The sequence below is a fragment of the Streptomyces typhae genome (assembly GCF_009755605.1).
Classification (GTDB): Bacteria; Actinomycetota; Actinomycetes; order Streptomycetales; family Streptomycetaceae; genus Streptomyces; species Streptomyces typhae.
The window spans coordinates 45,282-65,600 of the sequence record NZ_WPNZ01000003.1 but is presented as its reverse complement, the minus strand read 5'-3'; the positions used below and the strand labels follow the sequence as shown (position 1 = coordinate 65,600).

The window sequence follows — 20,319 nt, the reverse complement described above, 5'->3', positions numbered from 1 at the left end:
CAAGGGGGAGCAGTGGCGACCGTCCTGGAGCGCAGCGGCGCGGACACAGGATCTACGGCGGCGACGGCCGCGGCGGCGGCTGCGGCGAGGACGGCGACCGCGGCGACCGCGGCGACGGCGGCGATGACGGAGACGGCGGAGACGGCGACGGGGGCGCGGGCCGGGAAGGGCGCGGGGGTCGCCCGGGGGCGCGGGCTCGGGTTCGGGCTCGCGCTCGCCGCGCTCGCCACCGTCGTCTGGTCGGGGAGCTTCGTCACCTCGCGGGCCCTCGCCGACAGCGTCCCGCCCGTCCAGCACGCGTTCTGGCGCTGGATCATCGCGATCGTGGCCGTCGCCCCCTTCGCCGCCCGCCGCGCCTGGCGGCAGCGCGCCCTGCTCCGCCGCCATCTGCGCTTCCTGCTCGCCGCGTCCCTGCTCGGTGTCACCGTCTACAACACCCTCGTCAACCAGGCCGGAGTGACGACCACGGCGGGCAACATGGGCATGATCATGGCGGCCTCGCCGGTCCTGATGGCGGTGTACGAACGACTCGGCGGGGCCCGCCTCGGAGCGCGGCGCGTCGCGGGCATGCTCGTCGCCTGCGTCGGGGTGCTGCTCCTGGTCAGCGGCGGCTCCCTCGCCATGGATCTGGCGGCCGGCGACCTCTGGGTGATCGGCGGCGCGCTCGCCTTCGGCTCCTACAGCGCCCTGCTGCGCCGCAAGCCCGCGGAGATCTCCGGCCTCCCGTTCCTCTTCGCGACCTTCGTCCTGGGCGCCCTGATGCTGCTGCCCGTGTTCCTGGTGAGCCTTGGCCTCCAGGGCGGCTTCGAACCGACGGCCGCGACGGTCCCGCCGCTCCTGTACGTGGGCGTGGTGTCGTCGGCGGTGGCCTTCTTCGCCTGGAACCGGGCGATCTCCCTCGTCGGCGCGGCCCGCGCGGGCGTCGTCTACTACCTCCAGCCGGTGTGCGTGGCCCTGCTGTCCTTCGCGCTGCTCGGCGAGGGCATGGGGTGGCTCCAGGTGGTGTGCATGGGCCTCATCCTGACCGGGGTGGTGCTCGGGTCGGCGACGCGGAAGTGACCGCGGGCGGCGGATACGTTGGCGCCGTGACCGAGTGGGACATGCCATGGACGGGGCATGCCAGGAACGAGTGGGGCGCGCCATGACCGAGTGGGACATCAAGAAGCTGCACATCCTGCGCACCCTGGACGCGCGCGGGACCGTCACGGCGACCGCCCACGCCCTGCTCATGACCCCCTCGGCGGTGTCCCAGCAACTGTCCAACCTCGCCAAGCAGGTGGGCGTGCCGCTCCTCGAAGCACACGGCAGGAGGGTCCGCCTCACCGCCGCCGCCCGGCTCCTGCTCCGGCACGCCGACGCCGTCTTCGCCCAACTGGAGCGGGCGGACGCGGAGTTGGCCGCCTATGCCCAGGGGGAGGCCGGGGAGGTGCGGGTGGGGGCGTTCTCCACGGCGGTGCCCGCCCTGGTGGTGCCCGCGGTACGGGCCCTGCGGGCCGCGCACCCCGGGGTGCGGGTGCGGGTACGGGAGGCCGAGGCGGGCGAGGCGTACGAGTTGCTGGCCTCGGGGGAGGTGGACCTGGCGTTGTCCTTGGCGGCGCGGGCTCCGCGGGCTCCGCGGGCTCCGGGGGCTCCGCGGGAGGCGTCGGGGCGGGGGCGGGACGGGCGGTTCACGCGGGTGACGCTGTGCGCCGACCCGCTGGACGTCGCCCTGCCCGCGGAGCATCCGCTGGCCTCCGCGCCCGGGGTGAGCCTGGCCGAGCTGGCCGGGGAGGCGTGGATCTTCGGGGGGTCCGGGCCCTGGTCGGAGATCACGCTGGCCGCGTGCGAGGCGGCGGGGTTCGTGCCCGAAGCCGCCCACAGTGCGGCCGGGTGGGGGGCCATTCTGGCGATGGTGGAGGCGGGGATGGGGGTGGCTCTAGTGCCCCGGCTCGCCGCCGGGGCGGGGGCCATGCGCCCTCCGGGCGTGGTGATGCGGGACCTCGGGGCCGGGCGGCCCCGGCGCCATGTCGTCGCTGCGGTGCGCCGGGGGGCGGAGGGGGCTCCGGCTCTTGCCCGGGTGCTGGGCGCCCTGCGCGAGGCGACCCCTCCCCCCGGCTGAACCGGCCCCCGGCACATGGGCTGTGCCCACCCGTTCCGCCCCTGGCGGACCAGTTGCCCACAGCGGGGGGACCGCTGCCGGGGGTGGCCCCTCTCCCCGGCTGAACCGGCCCCCGGTACACGGGCTGTGCCCACCCGTTCCGCCCCTGGCGGGCCAGTTGCCCACAGCGGGGGGCTGCTGCCGGGGAACGGCGACCCCACCCGCCCCCCCGCACCGGTATGTGCGGGGCAACGGGCGGGTGGGTGGGAGGCATCCGGCGCGGAGCGGCGGGTCAGGAAGGGACCCGGCACCCAGACGGACCGGGTGGACTCGGACGGCCCCGGGCGAACCGGGGCGGGCCAGGCGGACCTGGAAGGGTCAGGCGTCGGCGGCCCGGGCCCGCAGGGCCCGCTCCACCCCGGCGCGCGACTCAGTGATGAGTCGCCGCAAGGCGGCGGGGGGCTCCGAGGCCTTGAGCCACCCGTCCGTCGCGTCCAGCGTCCCCGAGGACACCTGGAGCGCGGGGTAGAGCCCCACCACGATCTGCTGCGCCATCTCGTGGGAACGCGACTCCCAGACACCCTTCACGGCGTCGAAGTACTTCTGCGTGTACGACGCGAGCAGCTCCCGCTGGTCGGTCTGGACGAAGCCGGAGATCACCGCTTCCTGCACGGCGTTGGGCAGCTTGTCGGACTCCACGACGGAGGCCCAGGCCTCGGCCTTGGCCGCGGCGGTCGGCCGCGCGGCCCGAGCCGCCGCGGCGTGCCGCTCACCCGCGGCCGTCCGGTCCCGCTCGAACTCCGCCGCGATCCCGTCCTCGTCGAGCCGCCCGGTCGCCGCGAGCCGCGCCACGAACGCCCACCGCAGCTCGGTGTCCACGGCAAGCCCCGCCACCGAATCGGAACCGTCGAGGAGGGCTTCGAGCAGCGCCAGGTCGGACTCCGAGCGGGCGGTGGCCGCGAACGCCCGCGCCCAGGCGAGCTGGTGGTCGCTGCCGGGCGCGGCGGCCCGCAGCTGCTCCAGGGTCGCCGCGGTCCAGCGCGCGAGCAGCTCCTCGCGGTGCGCGGGGGCCGCGTACAGGTCGAGTGCGAGCTTCACCTGGCGGTGCAGCGACTGCACGACACCGATGTCGGACTCCTTGCCGATGCCGGAGAGGACGAGGGAGAGGTAGTCCCGCGTCGGCAGCTCCGCGTCGCGCGTCATGTCCCACGCCGACGCCCAGCACAGCGCCCGCGGCAGCGAGGCCTCGAAGTCGCCGAGGTGCTCGGTGACGAAGGCGAGGGAGTCCGCGTCCAGGCGGACCTTCGCGTACGACAGGTCGTCGTCATTCAACAGGATCACCGCGGGCCTGGCACGCCCCACCAGCGCCTCCACCGCCGTCAGTTCGCCGTCCACGTCCAGCTCGACGCGGTCGGTGCGCACCAGCTTGCCGGTCGCGGCGTCCAGGTCGTACAGGCCGATCGCGATGCGGTGCGGGCGCAGCGTCGGCTCGCCCTGGGCGCCCGCGGGCAGCTCAGGGGCGTCCTGCTTGACCGCGAAGGAGGTGATGACGCCCGCCGAGTCGACGTCCACGACCGGCCGCAGGACGTTGATGCCGGCGGTCTCCAGCCACTTCTTCGACCAGGTCTTCAGGTCCCGGCCGCTGGTCTCCTCCAGGGCGCCGAGGAGGTCGCTCAGCCGGGTGTTGCCGAAGGCGTGCCGCTTGAAGTAGGCCTGCACGCCGTTGAAGAACTCGTCCATGCCGACGTAGGCGACGAGCTGCTTCAGGACGCTCGCGCCCTTGGCGTACGTGATGCCGTCGAAGTTGACGAGGACGTCGTCCAGGTCGCGGATGTCCGCCATGATCGGGTGCGTGGACGGCAGCTGGTCCTGCCGGTAGGCCCACGTCTTCATGGAGTTGGCGAACGTGGTCCAGGAGTGCGGCCAGCGCGAACCGGGCGCGTACGCCTGGCAGGCGATGGAGGTGTAGGTGGCGAACGACTCGTTCAGCCAGAGGTCGTTCCACCACTCCATCGTCACGAGGTCGCCGAACCACATGTGCGCCAGCTCGTGCAGGATCGTCTCGGCGCGCGTCTCGTACGCGGCGTCGGTGACCTTGGAGCGGAACACGTACTGGTCGCGGATCGTCACCGCGCCCGCGTTCTCCATCGCGCCCGCGTTGAACTCCGGCACGAAGAGCTGGTCGTACTTCGCGAACGGGTAGGCGTAGTCGAACTTCTCCTGGAACCAGTCGAAGCCCTGCCGGGTGACCTCGAAGATCGCGTCCGCGTCCAGGTGCTCCGCGAGGGAGGGACGGCAGTAGATGCCGAGCGGCACGCTCTGCCCGTCCTTCTCGTACGAGGAGTGCACCGAGTGGTACGGGCCGACGATCAGGGCCGTGATGTACGTCGAGATGCGCGGCGTGGGCTCGAAGACCCACACGTCGCCCCCGGGGCCGGAGGGCTCGGGCGTCGGCGAGTTCGAGACCACCGTCCAGCCGCTCGGCGCCTTCACGGTGAACTGGAACGTGGCCTTCAGGTCCGGCTGCTCGAACGAGGCGAACACCCGGCGCGCGTCCGGGACCTCGAACTGGGTGTAGAGGTAGGCCTGCTGGTCGACGGGGTCGACGAAGCGGTGCAGGCCCTCGCCGGTGTTGGTGTACTCGCAGTCGGCGACGACCTTGAGTTCGTTGGCGCCCTCGCGCAGGTGCTTCAGCGTGATGCGCGAATCGCGGAACGCCGCGGCGACGTCCACGGAGTGTCCGTTCAGGACGACCTCGTGGACGGCGGGGGCGACGAGATCGATGAAGGTCTCGGCGTTCGCCTCCGCGCTCTCGAAGCGGACCGTGGTCACCGACCGGTATGTCCCTCCCCCACTCTCGGCTCCGTTCGAGCGGGAGGTACCCCCTCCCTGCGCTCCGGAGAGGTCGAGATCGATCTCGTACGAGTCAACGGTGAGCAGCTTCGCCCGCTGCTGCGCCTCTTCGCGGGTCAGATTGGTGCCGGGCACGCGGTCATCTCCTCGGTACGACTTGCGTGGTTTCTGCGATGTTTCTCGCCATCCTTGCACGTGGCGCCGTGGCCTGCGCCGAGCCATTGTTCTCCGGTCGCGCGGCCGTTAGCATCCGCGCGTCGGCTCCGGCCGGAAAACGGTCCGGAGCGGCCTGAAGCGGCCTGAAGCGGCGACGTACGGTCGGGAGCGGATGGATATGGCAAGGGGTGCACGCGATGTCCGGATCCCGCGCGGGCCGCGAAGACCGCGGTCGGCCCGGGGCGCCGCGCGATTACGCGGTGTGACGCATCCGGTGGTCGCCGTTCTGCTGGCGGGTGCCGTCACCGCCGGCTGCGGCGTGTCCGGCGCCCCCGACGCGGGGACGGCCGACGGCAAGGGCCCGGAGCGGCCCCGGATCACCGTCGGCACCATGCCGGTCGCCGACACCGCGCCGCTGCAGATCGCGATCCGCAAGGGCTTCTTCAAGGCGGAGGGGCTCACGGTCCGCACGACCACCCTCAGCGGGGGCGCCGAGTCGGTGGGCAGGCTGCGGGCGGGCGCCATCGACGTCTCCTTCGGCAACTACGTCTCGTACTTCCTCGCGCACGCCAACAAGGCCCTGGACGTGCGGTTCGTGTCCGACGCCTTCCAGTCCGCGCCCGGCACGCACGCGGTCCTCGTACCGAAGGACTCGCCCGTCAGGTCCCTGAAGGACCTCGAAGGCAAGAAGATCGGCGTCAACACCAAGCGGAACATCAGCGCCCTGCTCGTCCAGAAGGCGGGGAAGGCGGAGGGCGCCGCCTTCGACGACGAGGACTTCGTCGAGATCGACATGCCGAACATGGGCACCGCCCTGAAGTCCGGCAGCGTCGACGCCGTGCAGGCCGTCGAGCCGTTCGCCACCGCGATCGAGAAGTCCGGCGCGGGCCGCGTCGTCGCCGACCTCGGCAAGCCGCCCACCGCGGGCTTCCCGGTCGCCGGCTACGCGAGCACCGCCGCGTTCGCCGAGAAGAACCCGAAGACGGTCGCCGCCTTCCAGCGCGCCATGTCCCGCGCCCAGAAACAGGCCGCCGACCGCTCCCACGTCGTCGCCGCCCTGCCGGACTACACCAGGATCACCGCCGAGGAGGCCGCCCAGCTCCATCTGGGCGGCTACCCCGTGGCCCTCGACCCGGCCCGGCTGCGCCGCGTGGTCGACCTGATGCGGGAGTTCGGCTATGTGAAACAGGAGATCGACGTGGAACCGCTCCTCGTGCGCACGGCGCCGTGAATCAGCCCGCGCGCTCCGGCCCGGGGCCCGGCCGCCAGGGGCCCGGGGCGCGCACCCGCCCCGCCCGCGCCGGGCGGACGGCCGGACGCACCGGGAGCCTCGCCGGGCGCGCCCGGCGGCCGACCGCGCGTGCCCGGGGGCTGACCCGACACGCCTGGGGGCGGTCCTTACTCGGCGCCGCCGGGATCGCGGGCACGCTGCTGCTCGTCGAACTCCTCGCCCGCGGCGGCCTGTTCGACGAGCAGGCGCTGCCGCCCGCCACGTCCGTGCTCGCCCGCGCCGCGGAGATGGCCGTCGACGACGGGTTCCTCGGCGACCTGTGGATCACCGTCTCCGCCTGGCTCGGCGGCCTCGCCCTCGCCGTCGCCCTCGCGGTGCCCGCGGGACTGCTCCTCGGCTCGCTGCCCCGCCTCGACACCGCGTCCCTCGCCGTCGTCGAACTGCTGCGGCCCGTGCCGTCCGTCGCCCTGATCCCGCTGGCGATCCTCGTCTTCGTCGAGCCGGGCCGGGTGGAGCGGTCCCTCGTCTGCTACGCCGCGCTGTGGCCCGTACTCCTGCACACCCTGTACGGGCTGCGCGACGTCGACCCCGTCGCCAAGGAGACGCTGCGCTCCTTCGGGTTCGGGCCGCTCGGGGTGGTGTGGCGGGTGTCGCTGCCGAGCGCCGGGCCCCACGTCGTCACGGGCGTGCGGATCGCCGCGTCGGTCGGCCTGGTCGTGGCGGTCAGCGCGGAGCTGCGGGCCGGGGGAGACGGCGGGCTCGGCGTGTACCTCCTCGCCACCCAGTCCGGGGGCGGGCGGCCCGACCTGATGGTGGCGGGCGCCTGCTGGGCGGGAGCGCTCGGGGTGGCCGCCAACGCGGTCCTGGTGGGGGCGGGGCGCAGGCTGTTCCCGCGCCGGGCCGCGGCGGGGGCGGGCCCGTGACCCCGCGACCGCGCCGGGTCCTCGGCGCCGCCGTCGCCCGCGGGTGGCTGCTCGTCCTGCTGCTGCTCGTCTGGGAGGCGGCGGCCCGGCGGGCCGGGGACCTGTACTTCCCGCCGCCCACCCGGATCGTGCGCACCATGCGGGAGCTGTGGTGGTCGGGGCCTCCGTCCCGGCTGTGGCTCAGCGAGCAGGCCGTCGACGACTTCGTGCCGAGCCTCGCCCGGCTGCTGCTCGGCTGGGCGCTCGCCGGGGTGGCGGGCGTCGTCGTCGGCGTCGGCATCGGCCTGTCCCGGGTGGCGTTCCATCTCGCCGACCCGGTGCTTCAGTTCGGCCGCGCGGTGCCGCCGCCGGCGCTCATCCCGTTCTTCATGGTCGTCTTCGGACTCGGTACGTCCATGCACCTGGCGGTCGTCGTCTTCGGCGCCGTCTGGCCGGTGCTGCTCAACACCGCCGACGGAGTGCGCTCGGTGGAGCCCCTGCACCTCGACTCGGCCCGCGTCTGCGGCCTGGGCGGCTGGGCCCGGCTGCGGTACGTCGTGCTGCCCGCGGCCGCGCCGAGGATCTTCACGGGGCTGCGGGTCGCGCTCGGCTTCGCCCTGATCCTCGTGGTCGTCGCCGAGCTGATGGGCTCCGGAGACGGCATCGGCGCCCGGCTCAACGCCGCCGAGCGCGAGTTCAGGCCCGACCGGTTGTGGGCGGGGATCGTGCTGCTCGGCGCCGTCGGCTGCGTACTCAACGCGCTGTTCCTCCTCGTCGAGCGCAGAGTGCTCGCCTGGCACCGGGGCGCGCGGCGCATGAGCACCTAGACCTCCCGGCCCCGCGACGGCGGACCGGCCGGATTCGCGGGACACAACGGGAACGCCCGAGTCGCTCGGGCACTCACATCACGTAGACCGCACGGCAGCCGCCGACAGGGGGACAGGGGGAACAGGGGATGCTGGACATCACGGGTCTCAGTCATCGGTACGAGGACGGGCACCAAGCCGTCGAAGGCGTCGAACTACACGTGGACCGCGGGGAGTTGGTGAGCATCGTCGGACCGTCGGGCTGCGGCAAGTCCACGCTGCTGCGCTGCGTCGCGGGCCTTCAGCGGCCGAGCGCGGGCCGCATATCCGTGGCGGGCAGAGCCGTCGACGGCGTGCCCGACGACCTCGCCGTCGTCTTCCAGGACTACACGCGTTCGCTCTTCCCGTGGCTGACCGTACGGGACAACGTTGCCCTGCCGCTGCGCCGCCGCGGCCTCGCCCGCGCCGAGCGCCGCGCGCGGGCCCTGGACGCGCTCGCGCAGGTCGGCCTGGACGCCACCGCGGGCAAGCATCCGTGGCAGCTCTCCGGGGGGATGCAGCAGCGCGTCGCCATCGCCCGCGCGCTCGCCTACCGGCCCGCGCTGCTCCTGATGGACGAGCCGTTCGGCTCCGTGGACGCGCAGACCAGGGAGGACCTGGAGGACCTGCTGCTCGCGGTGCGCGGCGGAGCGGGGCACCAGGGCGGGGCGGGGCACCGAGGCGGGGCGGGGCATCGACGCGGGGCAGGGCACCAGGGCGGGGCGGGAACGACCATCCTGCTCGTCACCCACGACATCGACGAGAGCGTGTACGTCGCCGACCGCGTCGTCGTCCTCACCGGCGCCCCCGGCCGTGTGCACAGCGACCTGCCCGTCGACCTGCCCGCGCCCCGCGACCAGATCGGCACCCGGGCCCTGCCGGCGTTCGTACGGCTGCGCACCGAGGTCGGGCGGGCGGTGCGACGCCCGTGAACGCCGTGAACGCCAGCCACGCGAGCGTCGACGTGCTGATCGCCGGCGCGGGCATCGGCGGGCTCACCGCCGCGCTGAGCCTGCACGCCGCGGGCATCGGGGTGCGGGTCGTCGAACCGGTCCAGGTGATGCGGCCCCTCGGCGTCGGCATCAACCTGCTGCCGCACGCCGTCCGGGAACTGACCGAACTGGGCCTCGGCGACGCCCTCGCCGCGACCGGCCTGCCCACCGCCGAGATGATCCACTATGACCGGCACGGCAACCGCATCTGGGGCGAACCCCGCGGCCTCGCCCTCGGCTACCACTGGCCGCAGTACTCCCTGCACCGCGGCGCCCTCCAGATGCTCCTGCTCGAGGCGGTGCGCGCCCGCATCGGCGAGCGCGCCGTCGTCACCGGCACCTCGTTCGTGCGCTACGGCGAGACGGAGGGCCCCCTGCTCCGGGTGGTCCTGCGCGACCTGGCGCGCGGACGCGAGCACACCGTGCGGGTGCGGGCCCTGATAGGCGCCGACGGCCTCTACTCGACGGTGCGGACGCGGCTGCACCCCGGGGAGGGGCCGCCGCTGTGGAACGGTATCCGGATGTGGCGCGGCCTCACCGAGTGGGAACCCGTGCTCGGCCGCCGCACCGTCACCGTCGCCGGCAGCAACGCGCAGGCCAAGCTCGTCGTCTACCCCATCTCGCGGGAGGCCGAGGAGCGCGGGCGCGCGCTGCTCAACTGGGTCGCGGAGGTACGGGTCCCGCCCGAGCACGGCGCCATGTCCGGCGCCGCCGACTGGAACCGCGGGGGGCGCCTCTCCGACGTCCTGCCGCACTTCGCCGGGTGGCGCATCGGGGACCTGGACGTGCCCGCCCTGGTCGCCGCGACCCGGCGGATCCTGGAGTACCCGATGGTCGACCGTGAGCCCCTGCCGCACTGGGGCCAGGGCCCCGTCACCCTGCTCGGCGACGCCGCCCATCCCATGTACCCCGTGGGCTCCAACGGCGGCTCCCAGGCCATCCTCGACGCCCGGGTCCTCGCCCGCTGCCTCGCCGTGCACGAGCCCGACCGGGTGGCCGGGCTGCGGGCGTACGAGGAGCTGCGCCGGGAGACCACGGCCGCGCTCGTCCTCGCCAATCGGCGGATGCCCGCGGACCGGCTCCTCCAGGTCGTCGCCGAGCGGGCGCCCGAGGGGTTCCAGCGGGTGGAGGACGTGCTCACCGGTGAGGAGATCGCCGAGCTGGATGCCGCTTACCGCTGGACCACGGGGACGGATGTGGCGGAGTTGAACGGGCGGGGGTCCTGGGGGGTGTAGGACCTCCTCAACCGCCGGAGAGGCCGGCACTCGGCCCCTCCGGCGACTTCCCGCAGAACTCGGCCTCCACCACCCCCGCCGGGGTCCCGGCCCAGTCGCCGTTGAAGTTGACCGACAGGGAGTGGCCGTCGTCGTTCGTCGTCAGGCTTTCGGTCACCGAGCCCTGGAGGGCGCCGTGATGGCCCCACACGGTGGTGCCGCAGGACAGCTTCGTGCGCATCAGGCCGAGGCCGTAGCGCACGCCGGGGCCCCGGCCGGTGGCCGGGACCGTCGTCCTCATCTCCGCGAGCTCCCGCGCGGGCAGCAGCCTGCCGCGCAGCAGGGCGGAGTAGAAGCGGTTGAGGTCGGCGGAGTCGGAGATCATCTCGCCCGCCGCACCCGCCTCGGAGGGGTTCAGCTCGGTCACGTCGTACGTGGGGCCCCCGGGGCCCTCGGAGAGCTTGGAGTAGGCCCGGGAGGCGGGCCCGTCCAGGGTGGGACGGGTGCCGGGCAGCGAGGTGGCGCGCAGGTGGAGGGGCTCGATGATGCGGCGGCGCACCTCGTCGCGGTACGGGTGGCCCGTCACGCGTTCGACGACCATCCCGGCGAGGAGGTAGTTGGTGTTGGAGTAGCCCCACCCCGTACCGGGCCGGAACTGCGGCCGGTGGCGCATGGCCACGCGCACCCAGTGCTCCGGCGGCCGGGTGTCGTAGCGGTGCTCCAGGAACTCCGGGGTGGCGTAGTGGCGCTGGAAGACGGGGTCGGCGAGGTAGTCGAAGACGCCGCTGGTGTGGTTGAGGAGCTGGCGGACGGTGATCCTGTCGCCGTCGTGGCCGTTGCCCCGTACGAGTCCCGGCAGCCACGAGCCCACGGTGTCGTCGAGGCGCAGCCTGCCCTCCGCCTGGAGCTGGAGGAGGACCGTGGCGACGAACGTCTTGGTGACGCTGCCGACGCGGTAGCGGTCCCGCGGGCCGCGCGGGGTCCTCTCACGCAGGTCGCCCACGCCGGACGTGCCGGCCCACTCGCCGTGCGCCGTGACCGCCCGCCCTGTGACGCCGGGCACGCCGGCCGCGACCGCCCGGTCCATGGCCCGCTGCGTGGCCCGGTGCCCGCGGTGGGCCCCGTCGGCCGCGGGGGCGGAGGCGGACGAGGCCGGCGCGGCGAGGACGCCGAGCGCCACCGCCGCCGCGCCCACGACCTGCGTGCGTACGCGTACTGACATGCGTCGTTCCTTCCCGGGGGGGGAATTCCTGGGGGGAATTCCTGCTCACCCAGGCAGAACTCCGCGGCGGCCCGGCACGTCACGGCTTCCGCGGCGCGCTTCGGCCCTCGCGCGCAACTGTGCCCCTCGCGTGGAACCGCGCCCCTCGCGCGGGGCCTCAGCCCTTGCGCAGCACGAGTTCCGTGTTGCGGTCGCCCGGTTCGCCACTCAGGGTGGCGCGGGCGCCCGGCGCGTTGAACGACAGCTCCCGGTACAGCGCGGCGAGGCCGGTCTGCGACAGATCGCCGAAGTCCGTGCGGTGCGGGGCCGCGGACTCGATGAGGGTGGTGAACAGGGAGAGCGTCCCGTCGCGGTTGTCGACCAGCTCGATCACCCGGGCGAGCTGCGGGAAGTCGACGTGCGAGGCGGTGGAGACCTCCCAGAAGGAGCCGTGTTCGGTGCGGTGCGGGGTGATGGCGTTCTTGTGGCTGTGGCCGTTCACCCAGGCGAGCACCGAACGGTGGCGGCCGAGGAGCGCGGCGACCTCGTCCCCGCCGTGCCGCTTCTCGCGCGGATAGCGGGGGTCGGTGTGCAGATTGCGCATGGAGCGGCTGGTGTGGTGGCTGAAGACGATGGCGTACGAGGCGTCGCCGCTCTTCTCCACCTCCGTCAGGGTCCGCTCCAGCCACCGCAGTTGGGCCGTGCCGAGGGAACCCTCGTAGTGACCGCCGGGGTCGGTGGTGTCCAGGCTGATGCCGAGGACGTCGTCGGTGATGCGGAAGGAGTAGTACTGGGTGCCCTCCGCCAGGTTCTGCCGGGTGTAGCCGTGGCCGACCGGACCGCGGCCCCGGTGCGCCTTGTCGAGGTGGGCGCGGAGGTACTCCTCGGGCGTGAAGGGGGCGCGGCCCTCGTCCGGGGTGACCGGGCGCATGCGGCGGGCCTCCGCCTTCAGGATGTCCCGGAAGATGGTGCCCTTCGGGTCGTGGCCCTTCTTGACGGTCTCCCACAGGGCCGCGCCGCGGCTCTCGTCGAGGGACATCAGCTTTCTGCCGCCGACGGCCACCTCGGCGAAGTACGAGTCCCCGGGCGCGTAACAGCCGCCCGGCAGGCTGTCGTGGTTGCCGACGGTGGAGTACCACGGCAGGTTCAGACCGGGGCTGTTGACCTCGCGGATCGCCGCGTCCAGGAACCCGGGCAGGCGCGGGAACCCGACGCCCTTGTCGGCGTCGCGCAGGGCCGCGTCCGGGTGCCAGTAGAGCTTCAGGCCGCTGTCCTGCACGCCTTCGTAGTGGCGCGGGTCGCCGGAGTTGGGGGTGACGCGGCCGCCGCTCATCACCTTCAGGAACCAGTCGAGTTCGTTGCGGGAGTTGTTGTCCGTGTTGTCGCCCGTCGTCATCACGAAGTGCAGCGGGGCGCCGGTGGCGGGGGCGCCGCGCATGCCGTTCACCTGCTCGACCAGGGAGACGGCGCCCGCGACGGACAGCGCCTCCTGCGGGCGCCAGGCGCTGGCCGTCTGCGCGCGCAGACACTCGTAGCGCAGCGGGTGCTGGACGTCCACCAGGTGCAGGTCGGTGAACTGCACGAAGGCGGCGAGCGCGGTGCGGCGGGCGCCGCGGTCGTCCTTGGCGTCCGCCAGGTCCGTGCGGACGACGCGGTCCCAGGCCGGTCCGTCGCCGAGGCGGCGGTAGCTCCCCTCGGGGCCGCGGGGTGCGGAGACCGTGGCGAGGGTGGTGCCCGAGCGGTACGGGGCGAGCGGGGCGGCGGGGGCCCTGCGGGACATGGGGACCGGTGCCGTCCCCTGGGCGGCCTCGCCGGAGCCCGCCCCCGGGCCGAGGGCATAACCGGCTCCCGCGGAAAGAGTGACGGCGCCGGTCGCCGCGAGGAGCGTGCGGCGGTTGAGCCTGGCGGCGGCGGATGTGGTGGCAGTGGCTGCGGCGGTGGCGACAGAGCGTATCCGCGACATGGCGCGTCTCCCCGAGTGCGAACGCGTCGGCAGTGGTCGCGGGAGGCCTCGGCCGGGGTTCCGGCCTCCGCTTCCCGCTCGTACTGGATCGTTGGCAGCGGGGGTGGCCTGCGCGTGAACGACGCCGCAACGTGCGGCGCCGATCACCGTAAGTGGATCTGGGGGCACACTGCGTGTGCACGGTTTGCTCTTTGGGGGGTGGGGGTGTCGTCGCTCTGCGTTCATGTGGCGGGGTAGCGGGCCCTCGCGGGGCGCCCCAGGCCCACCCCTTTCCCGTAACCAGGGGGCGCTGCGCCCCCTGGACCCCCGCTTTGTCGGCGCTCCGCGCCTCGTCCTCAAACGCCGGACGGGCTGAAAACTTCGCCGCCGCACCGGCGAGAATTGAGCCCGTCCGGCGTTTGAGGACGAGCGCGCAGCACGATTTCAGCCTGTCCGGCGTTTGAGGACGAGCGCGCCAGCGCGATCTCAGCCCGTCCGGCGATTGAGGACGAGGCGCGGCAGCGCCGATGACCCGCCCAAGGCCCACGGCCTACCCCAGGTGGCCGTGGGCCGGGCGGGCCCGCCACAGGGACAGGCCGATGTCGACGAGGCTCACGCGGTCGAGGGCGGCGACGCCGTCCAGGGGGTGCCATGCCGCCAGGTCCGTCGACCCCGACGTCTCGTGCCGCAGGGCGCCCCCGACGACCCGCCCCTCGTAGACGATGCGCACCCCGTGGAAGTCCGCGACGGCCCCGAGCCGCCTCGGATAGCGGCGGCGCAGGGAGTCCACGCCGAGGAGGGCGACGGGCTCCACGGCGTACCCGGTCTCCTCGTCGGCCTCGCGGATCACCGTGTCGTACGGGTCCTCGCCGTGGTCCATGCCGCCCCCGGGCAGCGTCCACCGCTTGCTGCCGTCCCCCGCGACCCAGCGGGCGAGCAGCACGGACCCGTCGCGTACGCATACGGCGTAGGCCGCCACCCTGAGTTCCTTGTGCACGGGCCGACGTTAGACCGCGTACACCGGATAGGCACGCCCTGTTACCCGAACCAGTGATTTACCCTTGAGGGGTTAGAGGAGGAGAAGGAGAAGGAGAAGGAGGAGTGCGCGTGATCGATCCTCGTCCGCTCACCGGTGAGCCCCTCGCCCTGGATCTGCTCAACACCCGCTGGGTGCAGGACGGGGTGCGCAAGGATCTGCTCGACGGCGTCGAAGGGCTCGGTGTGTGGCTGGCCGCGCACGGGCTCGACGCGCGGTTCGACGCCGACGGGGCCACCCTGGAGCACCTGCTGCGCGCCCGGGACGCCCTCGCCGGGGTCGTCGACCTGCCGGGCAAGCCGGGCGGTGAGGCCGCCGCGGTCGCACGCGTGGACGCGGTCCTCGCGCACGGCCGGGTCCGGGCGGCCCTGACACCGGCGGGCCCCGCCGAGGAGAGCGAGTTCGCGGACCCGTCCTGGGGGCCCGCGTGGCTCGCGGCCCGGGACTATCTGACGCTGCTCGCCGACGCCCCCGACCGCATCCGCGGCTGCGCCCACGAGGCGTGCGTCCTGCACTTCTTCGACATCTCGCGGAACGGCACCCGCCGCTGGTGCTCCATGGCCCTGTGCGGCAACCGAGCGAAGGCTTCCCGCCACTACGCGCGTTCGCGGGAGGCCTGACTCCGCCCGCCGACACCCACGCCAGGGGTACCAAGTACCGTTATGCACCGCCTTGTTCCCGATGGCGTATGGCGGAAGTACGCCACCGGCGCATCCCACCCCGGGCAACTCTCCCCAAACAGGCACCCCTTACGTAAAGCTGAGCGGTCATCCGGCCCCGTATTCCGGACTTCCCCGAGCTCTCGACTTCGTTCGAGCAGGGGAGACCCCATCCTGCACCGGCTCGACCAGCCGGTCTTCACGCACAGGGATGCTGATGACCCTCGACGCACGCGCGCCCGAACCGGGTGCGAGACGCTCCGACCGCGCCAGACGCACCGCACGTCTCGCCACCGCGATAGGCGTGGCCGCCGCTCTCACCGCGGCGGCCCCGCTCCCGCTGGCCTTCGCCGCCGACACCCCCTCCCCGGCGCCCGTCGCCCCGGCTCCCAAGGACGCCGCCGCCAAGCTCGGCGCAGCGGACGCCGAACTGCTCGCCGACGCCAAGGCGGACGGCGAGAAGACCGTCACGATGATGGTCGCCACCGCGCCCGGCGCGACCGAGCAGGTCGCGAGGCAGCTCGACGCGGTCAAGGGCGGCTCCGTCGGCCGCACCTACGACAAGCTCGGCTACGTCCGCGCCGCCGTCCCGACCGCGCGCGCCGACGCCGCGATCGAGGCCGCCACCAAGCTGCCCTCCGTGCACGCCATCGACCTGCGGCACGAGATCGAGCTCGACGACCCGCGGCCGGGGAGCGGCAAGGGCGCGAAGGGCGCCGCGGGGCGCGCCGCGTACCCGGCGCCCGGCAAGAACACGCCCGCCGTGAACCCGTACAACCCGTCCTTCGAGACGGGCGCCGTCGACTTCGTGAAGAAGAACCCGAAGGCCGACGGCCGCGGCGTCACCATCGGCGTCCTCGACTCCGGCGTCGACCTCGGCCACCCGGCGCTCCAGAAGACCACCACCGGCGAGCGCAAGATCACCGACTGGGTGACGGCGACCGACCCGATCGTCGACGCGGACGGCACCTGGCGCCGCATGACCAACCCGGTGTCCGGGCCTACGTTCACCTTCGACGGCGACACCTGGAAGGCCCCCGCGGGCTCGTACCAGATCAGCCGCTTCCGCGAGAACGCGACCACCGGCGGCGACGCCAAGGGCGACCTCAACCGCGACGGCGACACCACCGACAGCTGGGGCGTCCTGTACGACCCGGCCGCCGGTACCGTCCGCGTCGACCTGAACGACAACAAGGACTTCGGCGACGACAAGCCGATGAAGCCGTACGGCAAGAACCACCAGGTCGGCTACTTCGGCAAGGACGACCCGGCGACCGACGTCGCCGAGCGGGTGCCGTTCGTCGTCGAGATCCGCAAGGACGTCCCCACGGACCCCTACGGCGGCGACTGGGTCGGCAAGAAGGCCGACTTCGTGAACATCGGCGTCATCGAGTCCGAGCACGGCACGCACGTCGCGGGCATCACCGCCGCCAACAAGCTGTTCGGCGGCAAGATGAACGGCGCCGCGCCCGGCGCCAAGCTCGTCTCGTCCCGCGCCTGCACCTGGACCGGCGGCTGCACCAACGTCGCGCTCACCGAGGGCATGATCGACCTCGTCACCAAGCGCGGCGTCGACATCGTCAACATGTCGATCGGCGGCCTGCCCGCGCTCAACGACGGCAACAACGCGCGCGCCGAGCTGTACAAGCGCCTCATCGACACCTACGGCGTGCAACTCGTGATCTCCGCGGGCAACTCGGGCCCCGGCGCCAACACCATCGGTGACCCCGGCCTCGCCGACCACGTCATCTCCGTGGGCGCGTCGGTCTCCAAGGAGACCTGGGCCGCCAACTACGGCTCCGAGGTGAAGAAGAAGTACGGCATGTTCGGCTTCTCCTCGCGCGGCCCGCGCGAGGACGGCGGCTTCCAGCCCCTGATCTCCGCGCCGGGCTCCGCCATCAACACCACGCAGACCTGGCTGCCGGGCTCCCCGGTCGCCGAGGCCGGCTACAAGCTGCCCGCCGGCTACTCGATGCTCCAGGGCACGTCGATGGCGTCCCCGCAGGCCGCGGGCGCCGCCGCGCTGCTCCTGAGCGCCGCCAAGCAGCACCGCGTCGACCTCACCCCGGCCAGGCTGCGCACCGCGCTCACCTCGACCGCGCAGCGCATCCCGGGCGTGCAGGCCTACGAGCAGGGCACCGGCCTGATCGACATCGTGGACGCCTGGAGCGCCGTCAAGGGCGGCGCCAAGGCCCACGAGTACACGGTCAAGGCGCCCGTCGACACGGCCCTGGAGCAGGAGCTGAAGAAGCCCGGCACCGGCCTGTACGACCGTGAGGGCGGCCTGAAGGCCGGTCAGAAGAAGACGTACGAGGTGACGATCACGCGGACCACGGGATCCAGCCGTCCGCTGCGCCACAAGCTCGCTTTCGTCAACAACCACGACAAGACGTTCAAGCTGCTCGGCGACGCCGCCGACGGCGAGGTCTTCCTGCCGCTCGACCGCCCGGTCAAGGTGAAGGTGCAGGCCGCCCCGAAGTCCTCGGGTGTCTCCAGCGCCGCGCTGACCGTCGACGACAAGCGCACCCGCGGCGTCGACCACCAGATCATGACGACCGTGGTGGTCGCCAAGGACCTGGCGAAGCCGTCGTTCACCTATAAGGCGTCCGGTTCGGTGCAGCGCAACAGCAACAAGTCGTACTTCGTGAACGTGCCGAAGGGCGCGAAGTCCCTGGAGGTCGCGCTCGGCGGGCTCAAGGACAAGAGCCAGACGCGCTTCATCTCGATCCACCCGTACGGTCTTCCGGCCGAGTCGACGTCGTCGCTCGTCTGCTACGCGAACTTCCCGAACCCGGACAACACCTGCCGCCCCGACGCCCGTTCGTACGCGAACCCGACGCCGGGCGTCTGGGAGATCGAGGTCGAGGCGCGCCGCACCTCGCCGGTGCTCGACAACCCGTACAAGCTGGAAGTCTCCGCCCTCGGCGTGACCTTCGCCCCGGCGCCCCTGAAGGTCGCCGAGGCCAAGGCGGGCTCGTCCACCCCGGTCACCTGGAAGGCGAAGAACGACTACGCCGCCGTGGACGGCAGGCTGAAGGGCGGCTCGCTCGGTTCGGCCGCCACCAGCAGGCCCACCATCGAGCAGGGCGAGACGCAGACCACCACGGTCGTCGTGCCCGAGGGCGCCGAGCGGCTCGACGCCGCGATCGGCTCCACCGCGGACTCGCGTGCCGACCTGGACCTGGCGCTGTACAAGGACGGCCAGCTCGTCGTGCAGTCGGCGGACGGCGACTCGGAGGAGTCCGTGAGTCTCGCCAAGCCGGCGCCGGGCACCTACACGCTCCAGGTCGCGGGCTACTCCATCCCGTCGGGGCAGACCGCGTACGACTACCGTGACGTGTTCTTCTCCGCCTCCCTCGGCCAGGTCGAGGTCGACGAGAGCAAGGTCGTGAAGCTCGCCAACGGCGCGACCGCGGACGTCTCCGCCGAGCTGGTCGTGGGTGCCCCCGGCGCCGCGGGCCGGGTCCTCTTCGGTGAGGTGAACCTCCTGAACGCGCGCGGCACGGTCGCGGGCACCGGCAGCGTGACGCTGGAGAAGGTCACTGAGTGACCGTCGCACGCCGAAGCGCTGATACACGCTGACAGCGGCACGAAGACGGGGGCGGACAGCGAAGTGTCCGCCCCCGTCGGGCTGCTGGGATCAGTGCTTCAGCGAGCTGAGGTCCTGCGCGTAGGTGCCGACCGCGTTCGCGATGACGTCGACGTTCACGTCGAACGCCTTGCGGTTGATGTTCTTGATGTCGTCGCCCTTGGCGTGGTAGTTCGGGTCGTACGGCTGACCGGCCCTGCCGCCCGCCTTCGCCGCCTGCTCCTCGGTCTTGAGGCCCTCGGCGCCGGTGAAGGTGCCGCCCGCCGGGATGCCGTTCGCGATGAACGCGCCGTAGTCGGAGCGGCCGTCGAAGTCGGTGCCCCAGTGCGGGACCTTCTTCTTGTCGAGGAAGCCGTTGATCAGCTTCTCGATCTGGGCGGAGCCCGCCGGACCCGCGCCCGCGCCCGTCTTGTCCGAGTCGTCGCCGTCGTAGACGAGTTCGGCCGCGTTGGGCGAGGCGATCATGTCGAAGTTCAGATACAGCTTGATGTCCTTCTTCTGCCGCGCGCTCAGGGTCTTCACGTAGTGGTCCGAGCCGAGCAGGCCCAGCTCCTCGGCCGACCACCAGGCGAAGCGGACCTTGTGGGCGAGGTTCTTGCCGCCCTTGGTCTCCTTGGCGAGCTTCTCCGCGACCTCGATCAGACCGGCGGAACCGGAGCCGTTGTCGTTGATGCCGGGACCCTCCTCCACGGAGTCCAGGTGCGCGCCGAGCGCCACCACCCGGTCGGCGCGGCCGCCTCGGGTCTCCGCGACGACGTTGCGGGTCTTGTGCGGGATCGCCTTGGTGACGACGTCCAGGGAGATCCTGACCTCGCCCTGCTTCACCTGCTCGGCCAGCTTCTCGCCCTCGGCCTTGGAGATGCCGACGGCGGGGATGTGCGCGTTGTCCGGGGTCTCCAGGTTGCCCTTGACGGGCGCGTCGCCGGAGTGGTTGTACAGGACGAGGCCGACGGCGCCCGCCTTGGCCGCGGCGGCCTCCTTCTCGGCGAACGTGCAGGTGCCGCGCTTCACCAGGGCGATCTTCCCGGTGAAGGTGTCCGAGGTGTAGTCGTCGGCCTCGCAGCCCGGGGTGTCGTCGACACGGGCCGCGGCGACCGGGGCCGCGAGGCCGCCCTCGGGGGTGGACTTGCTGAAGTCGAACGCCAGGGCGTTGAGCTTGCGCGCCTCGGGCGACAGGACGCTCGCGCCCTCCCGCACCGTCTGCGACGTGTGGAAGACGAAGTCCTGGTACGAGACCTTGTACCCGGCCTTCTCCAGGCGGTCGTGCACGTACGTGGTGGAGGCCTTGTGGCCCGGGGTGCCCGCGGCGCGGTTGCCGCCGTGGGCGTCGGCTATCTCCTGGAACTTCTCCAGGTGGCGGTGGGCGCTCTTGCCGCTGGACCTCTTCACCAGCTTCTTGGCGAGCTGTTGCGCCTTCTGGGCCTGTGCCGTCGGGTGCTTGTCGTGCCGGGCGGCGTCCTGCGCGCCCGCGGGGGACGCGGCGGCGAACAGGACGGGGGCGGCGACGACGGCGGAGAGCAGAGCGGCCGTCGTCCGGCTGCGGGGTGCGCGCACGGAGGTCCTTCCTTGCGTGGTCGGTACGGGGCGCCGCTGATCTCCGTGGTCGCGCGCTGGTCAGGTGC

At 72.9% G+C, this 20,319-nt stretch carries 14 protein-coding genes; 9 read left to right on the top strand and 5 right to left on the bottom strand.

Going from position 1 to position 20,319, the window contains the following annotated elements; genetic code table 11:
• The first annotated feature begins 123 nt into the window (after nt 1–123).
• Both GPA10_RS06845 and GPA10_RS06840 read left to right on the top strand, forming a co-directional pair.
• A complete protein-coding gene (locus tag GPA10_RS06845) occupies nt 124–1,059 on the top strand; it encodes a DMT family transporter (RefSeq protein WP_246258929.1) in 936 nt (311 codons plus the stop codon).
• A gap of 82 nt (nt 1,060–1,141) precedes the next feature.
• The gene (locus tag GPA10_RS06840) at nt 1,142–2,098 is read left to right on the top strand and encodes a LysR family transcriptional regulator (RefSeq protein WP_157164717.1); all 957 of its coding nucleotides are present in this window, start codon (nt 1,142–1,144) and stop codon (nt 2,096–2,098) included.
• Nucleotides 2,099–2,455: 357 nt separating this feature from the next.
• Here GPA10_RS06840 and pepN read toward each other — a convergent pair whose 3' ends face one another.
• Nucleotides 2,456–5,065 carry an aminopeptidase N gene (gene pepN, locus GPA10_RS06835; protein WP_343040458.1) on the bottom strand — a complete coding sequence of 870 codons (2,610 nt, stop codon included), beginning with the start codon at nt 5,063–5,065 and terminating at the stop codon, nt 2,456–2,458.
• A gap of 283 nt (nt 5,066–5,348) precedes the next feature.
• Here pepN and GPA10_RS06830 point away from each other — a divergent pair, with 283 nt between their 5' ends.
• From GPA10_RS06830 to GPA10_RS06810, 5 genes are all read left to right on the top strand, one after another.
• Complete coding sequence (locus GPA10_RS06830) at nt 5,349–6,317, top strand: ABC transporter substrate-binding protein (protein ID WP_157164716.1); 969 nt, start codon at nt 5,349–5,351, stop codon at nt 6,315–6,317.
• Nucleotides 6,314–7,240, top strand: a complete 927-nt coding sequence (locus GPA10_RS06825; RefSeq protein ID WP_343040457.1) for an ABC transporter permease — start codon at nt 6,314–6,316, stop codon at nt 7,238–7,240. Before GPA10_RS06830 ends, GPA10_RS06825 begins: the two co-directional genes overlap by 4 nt.
• Nucleotides 7,237–8,046 carry an ABC transporter permease gene (locus tag GPA10_RS06820; RefSeq protein ID WP_343040456.1) on the top strand — a complete coding sequence of 270 codons (810 nt, stop codon included), beginning with the start codon at nt 7,237–7,239 and terminating at the stop codon, nt 8,044–8,046. The genes GPA10_RS06825 and GPA10_RS06820 overlap by 4 nt, the downstream gene beginning before the upstream one ends.
• A 128-nt stretch (nt 8,047–8,174) precedes the next feature.
• Nucleotides 8,175–8,996 (top strand): ABC transporter ATP-binding protein, encoded by an 822-nt coding sequence (locus tag GPA10_RS06815; RefSeq protein ID WP_157164715.1) that lies wholly within the window; start codon nt 8,175–8,177, stop codon nt 8,994–8,996.
• Nucleotides 8,997–9,001: 5 nt separating this feature from the next.
• Entirely contained in the window at nt 9,002–10,291 is a 1,290-nt protein-coding gene (locus GPA10_RS06810) for a flavin-dependent oxidoreductase (protein WP_058851071.1), read from the top strand.
• Between the two features lie 7 nt (nt 10,292–10,298).
• On the opposite strand, the gene GPA10_RS06805 is transcribed toward GPA10_RS06810, so the two are convergent.
• The 3 genes from GPA10_RS06805 to GPA10_RS06795 form a co-directional block, all read right to left on the bottom strand.
• Nucleotides 10,299–11,492, bottom strand: coding sequence for a serine hydrolase domain-containing protein (locus GPA10_RS06805; protein ID WP_157164714.1), 1,194 nt, complete (start codon nt 11,490–11,492; stop codon nt 10,299–10,301).
• 157 nt (nt 11,493–11,649) lie between these two features.
• Nucleotides 11,650–13,434, bottom strand: coding sequence for a TIGR03767 family metallophosphoesterase (locus tag GPA10_RS06800; RefSeq protein WP_157164713.1), 1,785 nt, complete (start codon nt 13,432–13,434; stop codon nt 11,650–11,652).
• A 529-nt stretch (nt 13,435–13,963) separates the two neighbouring features.
• Nucleotides 13,964–14,410 carry an NUDIX hydrolase gene (locus GPA10_RS06795; RefSeq protein WP_343040454.1) on the bottom strand — a complete coding sequence of 149 codons (447 nt, stop codon included), beginning with the start codon at nt 14,408–14,410 and terminating at the stop codon, nt 13,964–13,966.
• Nucleotides 14,411–14,514: 104 nt separating this feature from the next.
• Here GPA10_RS06795 and GPA10_RS06790 point away from each other — a divergent pair, with 104 nt between their 5' ends.
• Nucleotides 14,515–15,069 (top strand): CGNR zinc finger domain-containing protein, encoded by a 555-nt coding sequence (locus GPA10_RS06790; protein ID WP_343040452.1) that lies wholly within the window; start codon nt 14,515–14,517, stop codon nt 15,067–15,069.
• 250 nt (nt 15,070–15,319) lie between these two features.
• On the top strand, nt 15,320–18,658 hold the full coding sequence (locus tag GPA10_RS06785) for a S8 family serine peptidase (protein WP_157164712.1): 3,339 nt from the start codon (nt 15,320–15,322) through the stop codon (nt 18,656–18,658).
• 90 nt (nt 18,659–18,748) lie between these two features.
• Here GPA10_RS06785 and GPA10_RS06780 read toward each other — a convergent pair whose 3' ends face one another.
• On the bottom strand, nt 18,749–20,251 hold the full coding sequence (locus GPA10_RS06780; RefSeq protein ID WP_343040451.1) for a M28 family peptidase: 1,503 nt from the start codon (nt 20,249–20,251) through the stop codon (nt 18,749–18,751).
• Between the last annotated feature and the right edge of the window lie 68 nt (nt 20,252–20,319).

Excerpts from the sequence above, each read along its gene's own strand:
- GPA10_RS06845 (WP_246258929.1), top strand. The coding sequence starts at position 124 with ATGACGGAGACGGCGGAGACGGCGACGGGGGCGCGGGCCGGGAAGGGC.
- GPA10_RS06840 (WP_157164717.1), top strand. The coding sequence starts at position 1,142 with ATGACCGAGTGGGACATCAAGAAGCTGCACATCCTGCGCACCCTGGAC.
- GPA10_RS06815 (WP_157164715.1), top strand. The coding sequence starts at position 8,175 with ATGCTGGACATCACGGGTCTCAGTCATCGGTACGAGGACGGGCACCAA.
- GPA10_RS06805 (WP_157164714.1), bottom strand. The coding sequence starts at position 11,492 with ATGTCAGTACGCGTACGCACGCAGGTCGTGGGCGCGGCGGCGGTGGCG.
- GPA10_RS06800 (WP_157164713.1), bottom strand. The coding sequence starts at position 13,434 with ATGTCGCGGATACGCTCTGTCGCCACCGCCGCAGCCACTGCCACCACA.
- GPA10_RS06785 (WP_157164712.1), top strand. The coding sequence starts at position 15,320 with ATGCTGATGACCCTCGACGCACGCGCGCCCGAACCGGGTGCGAGACGC.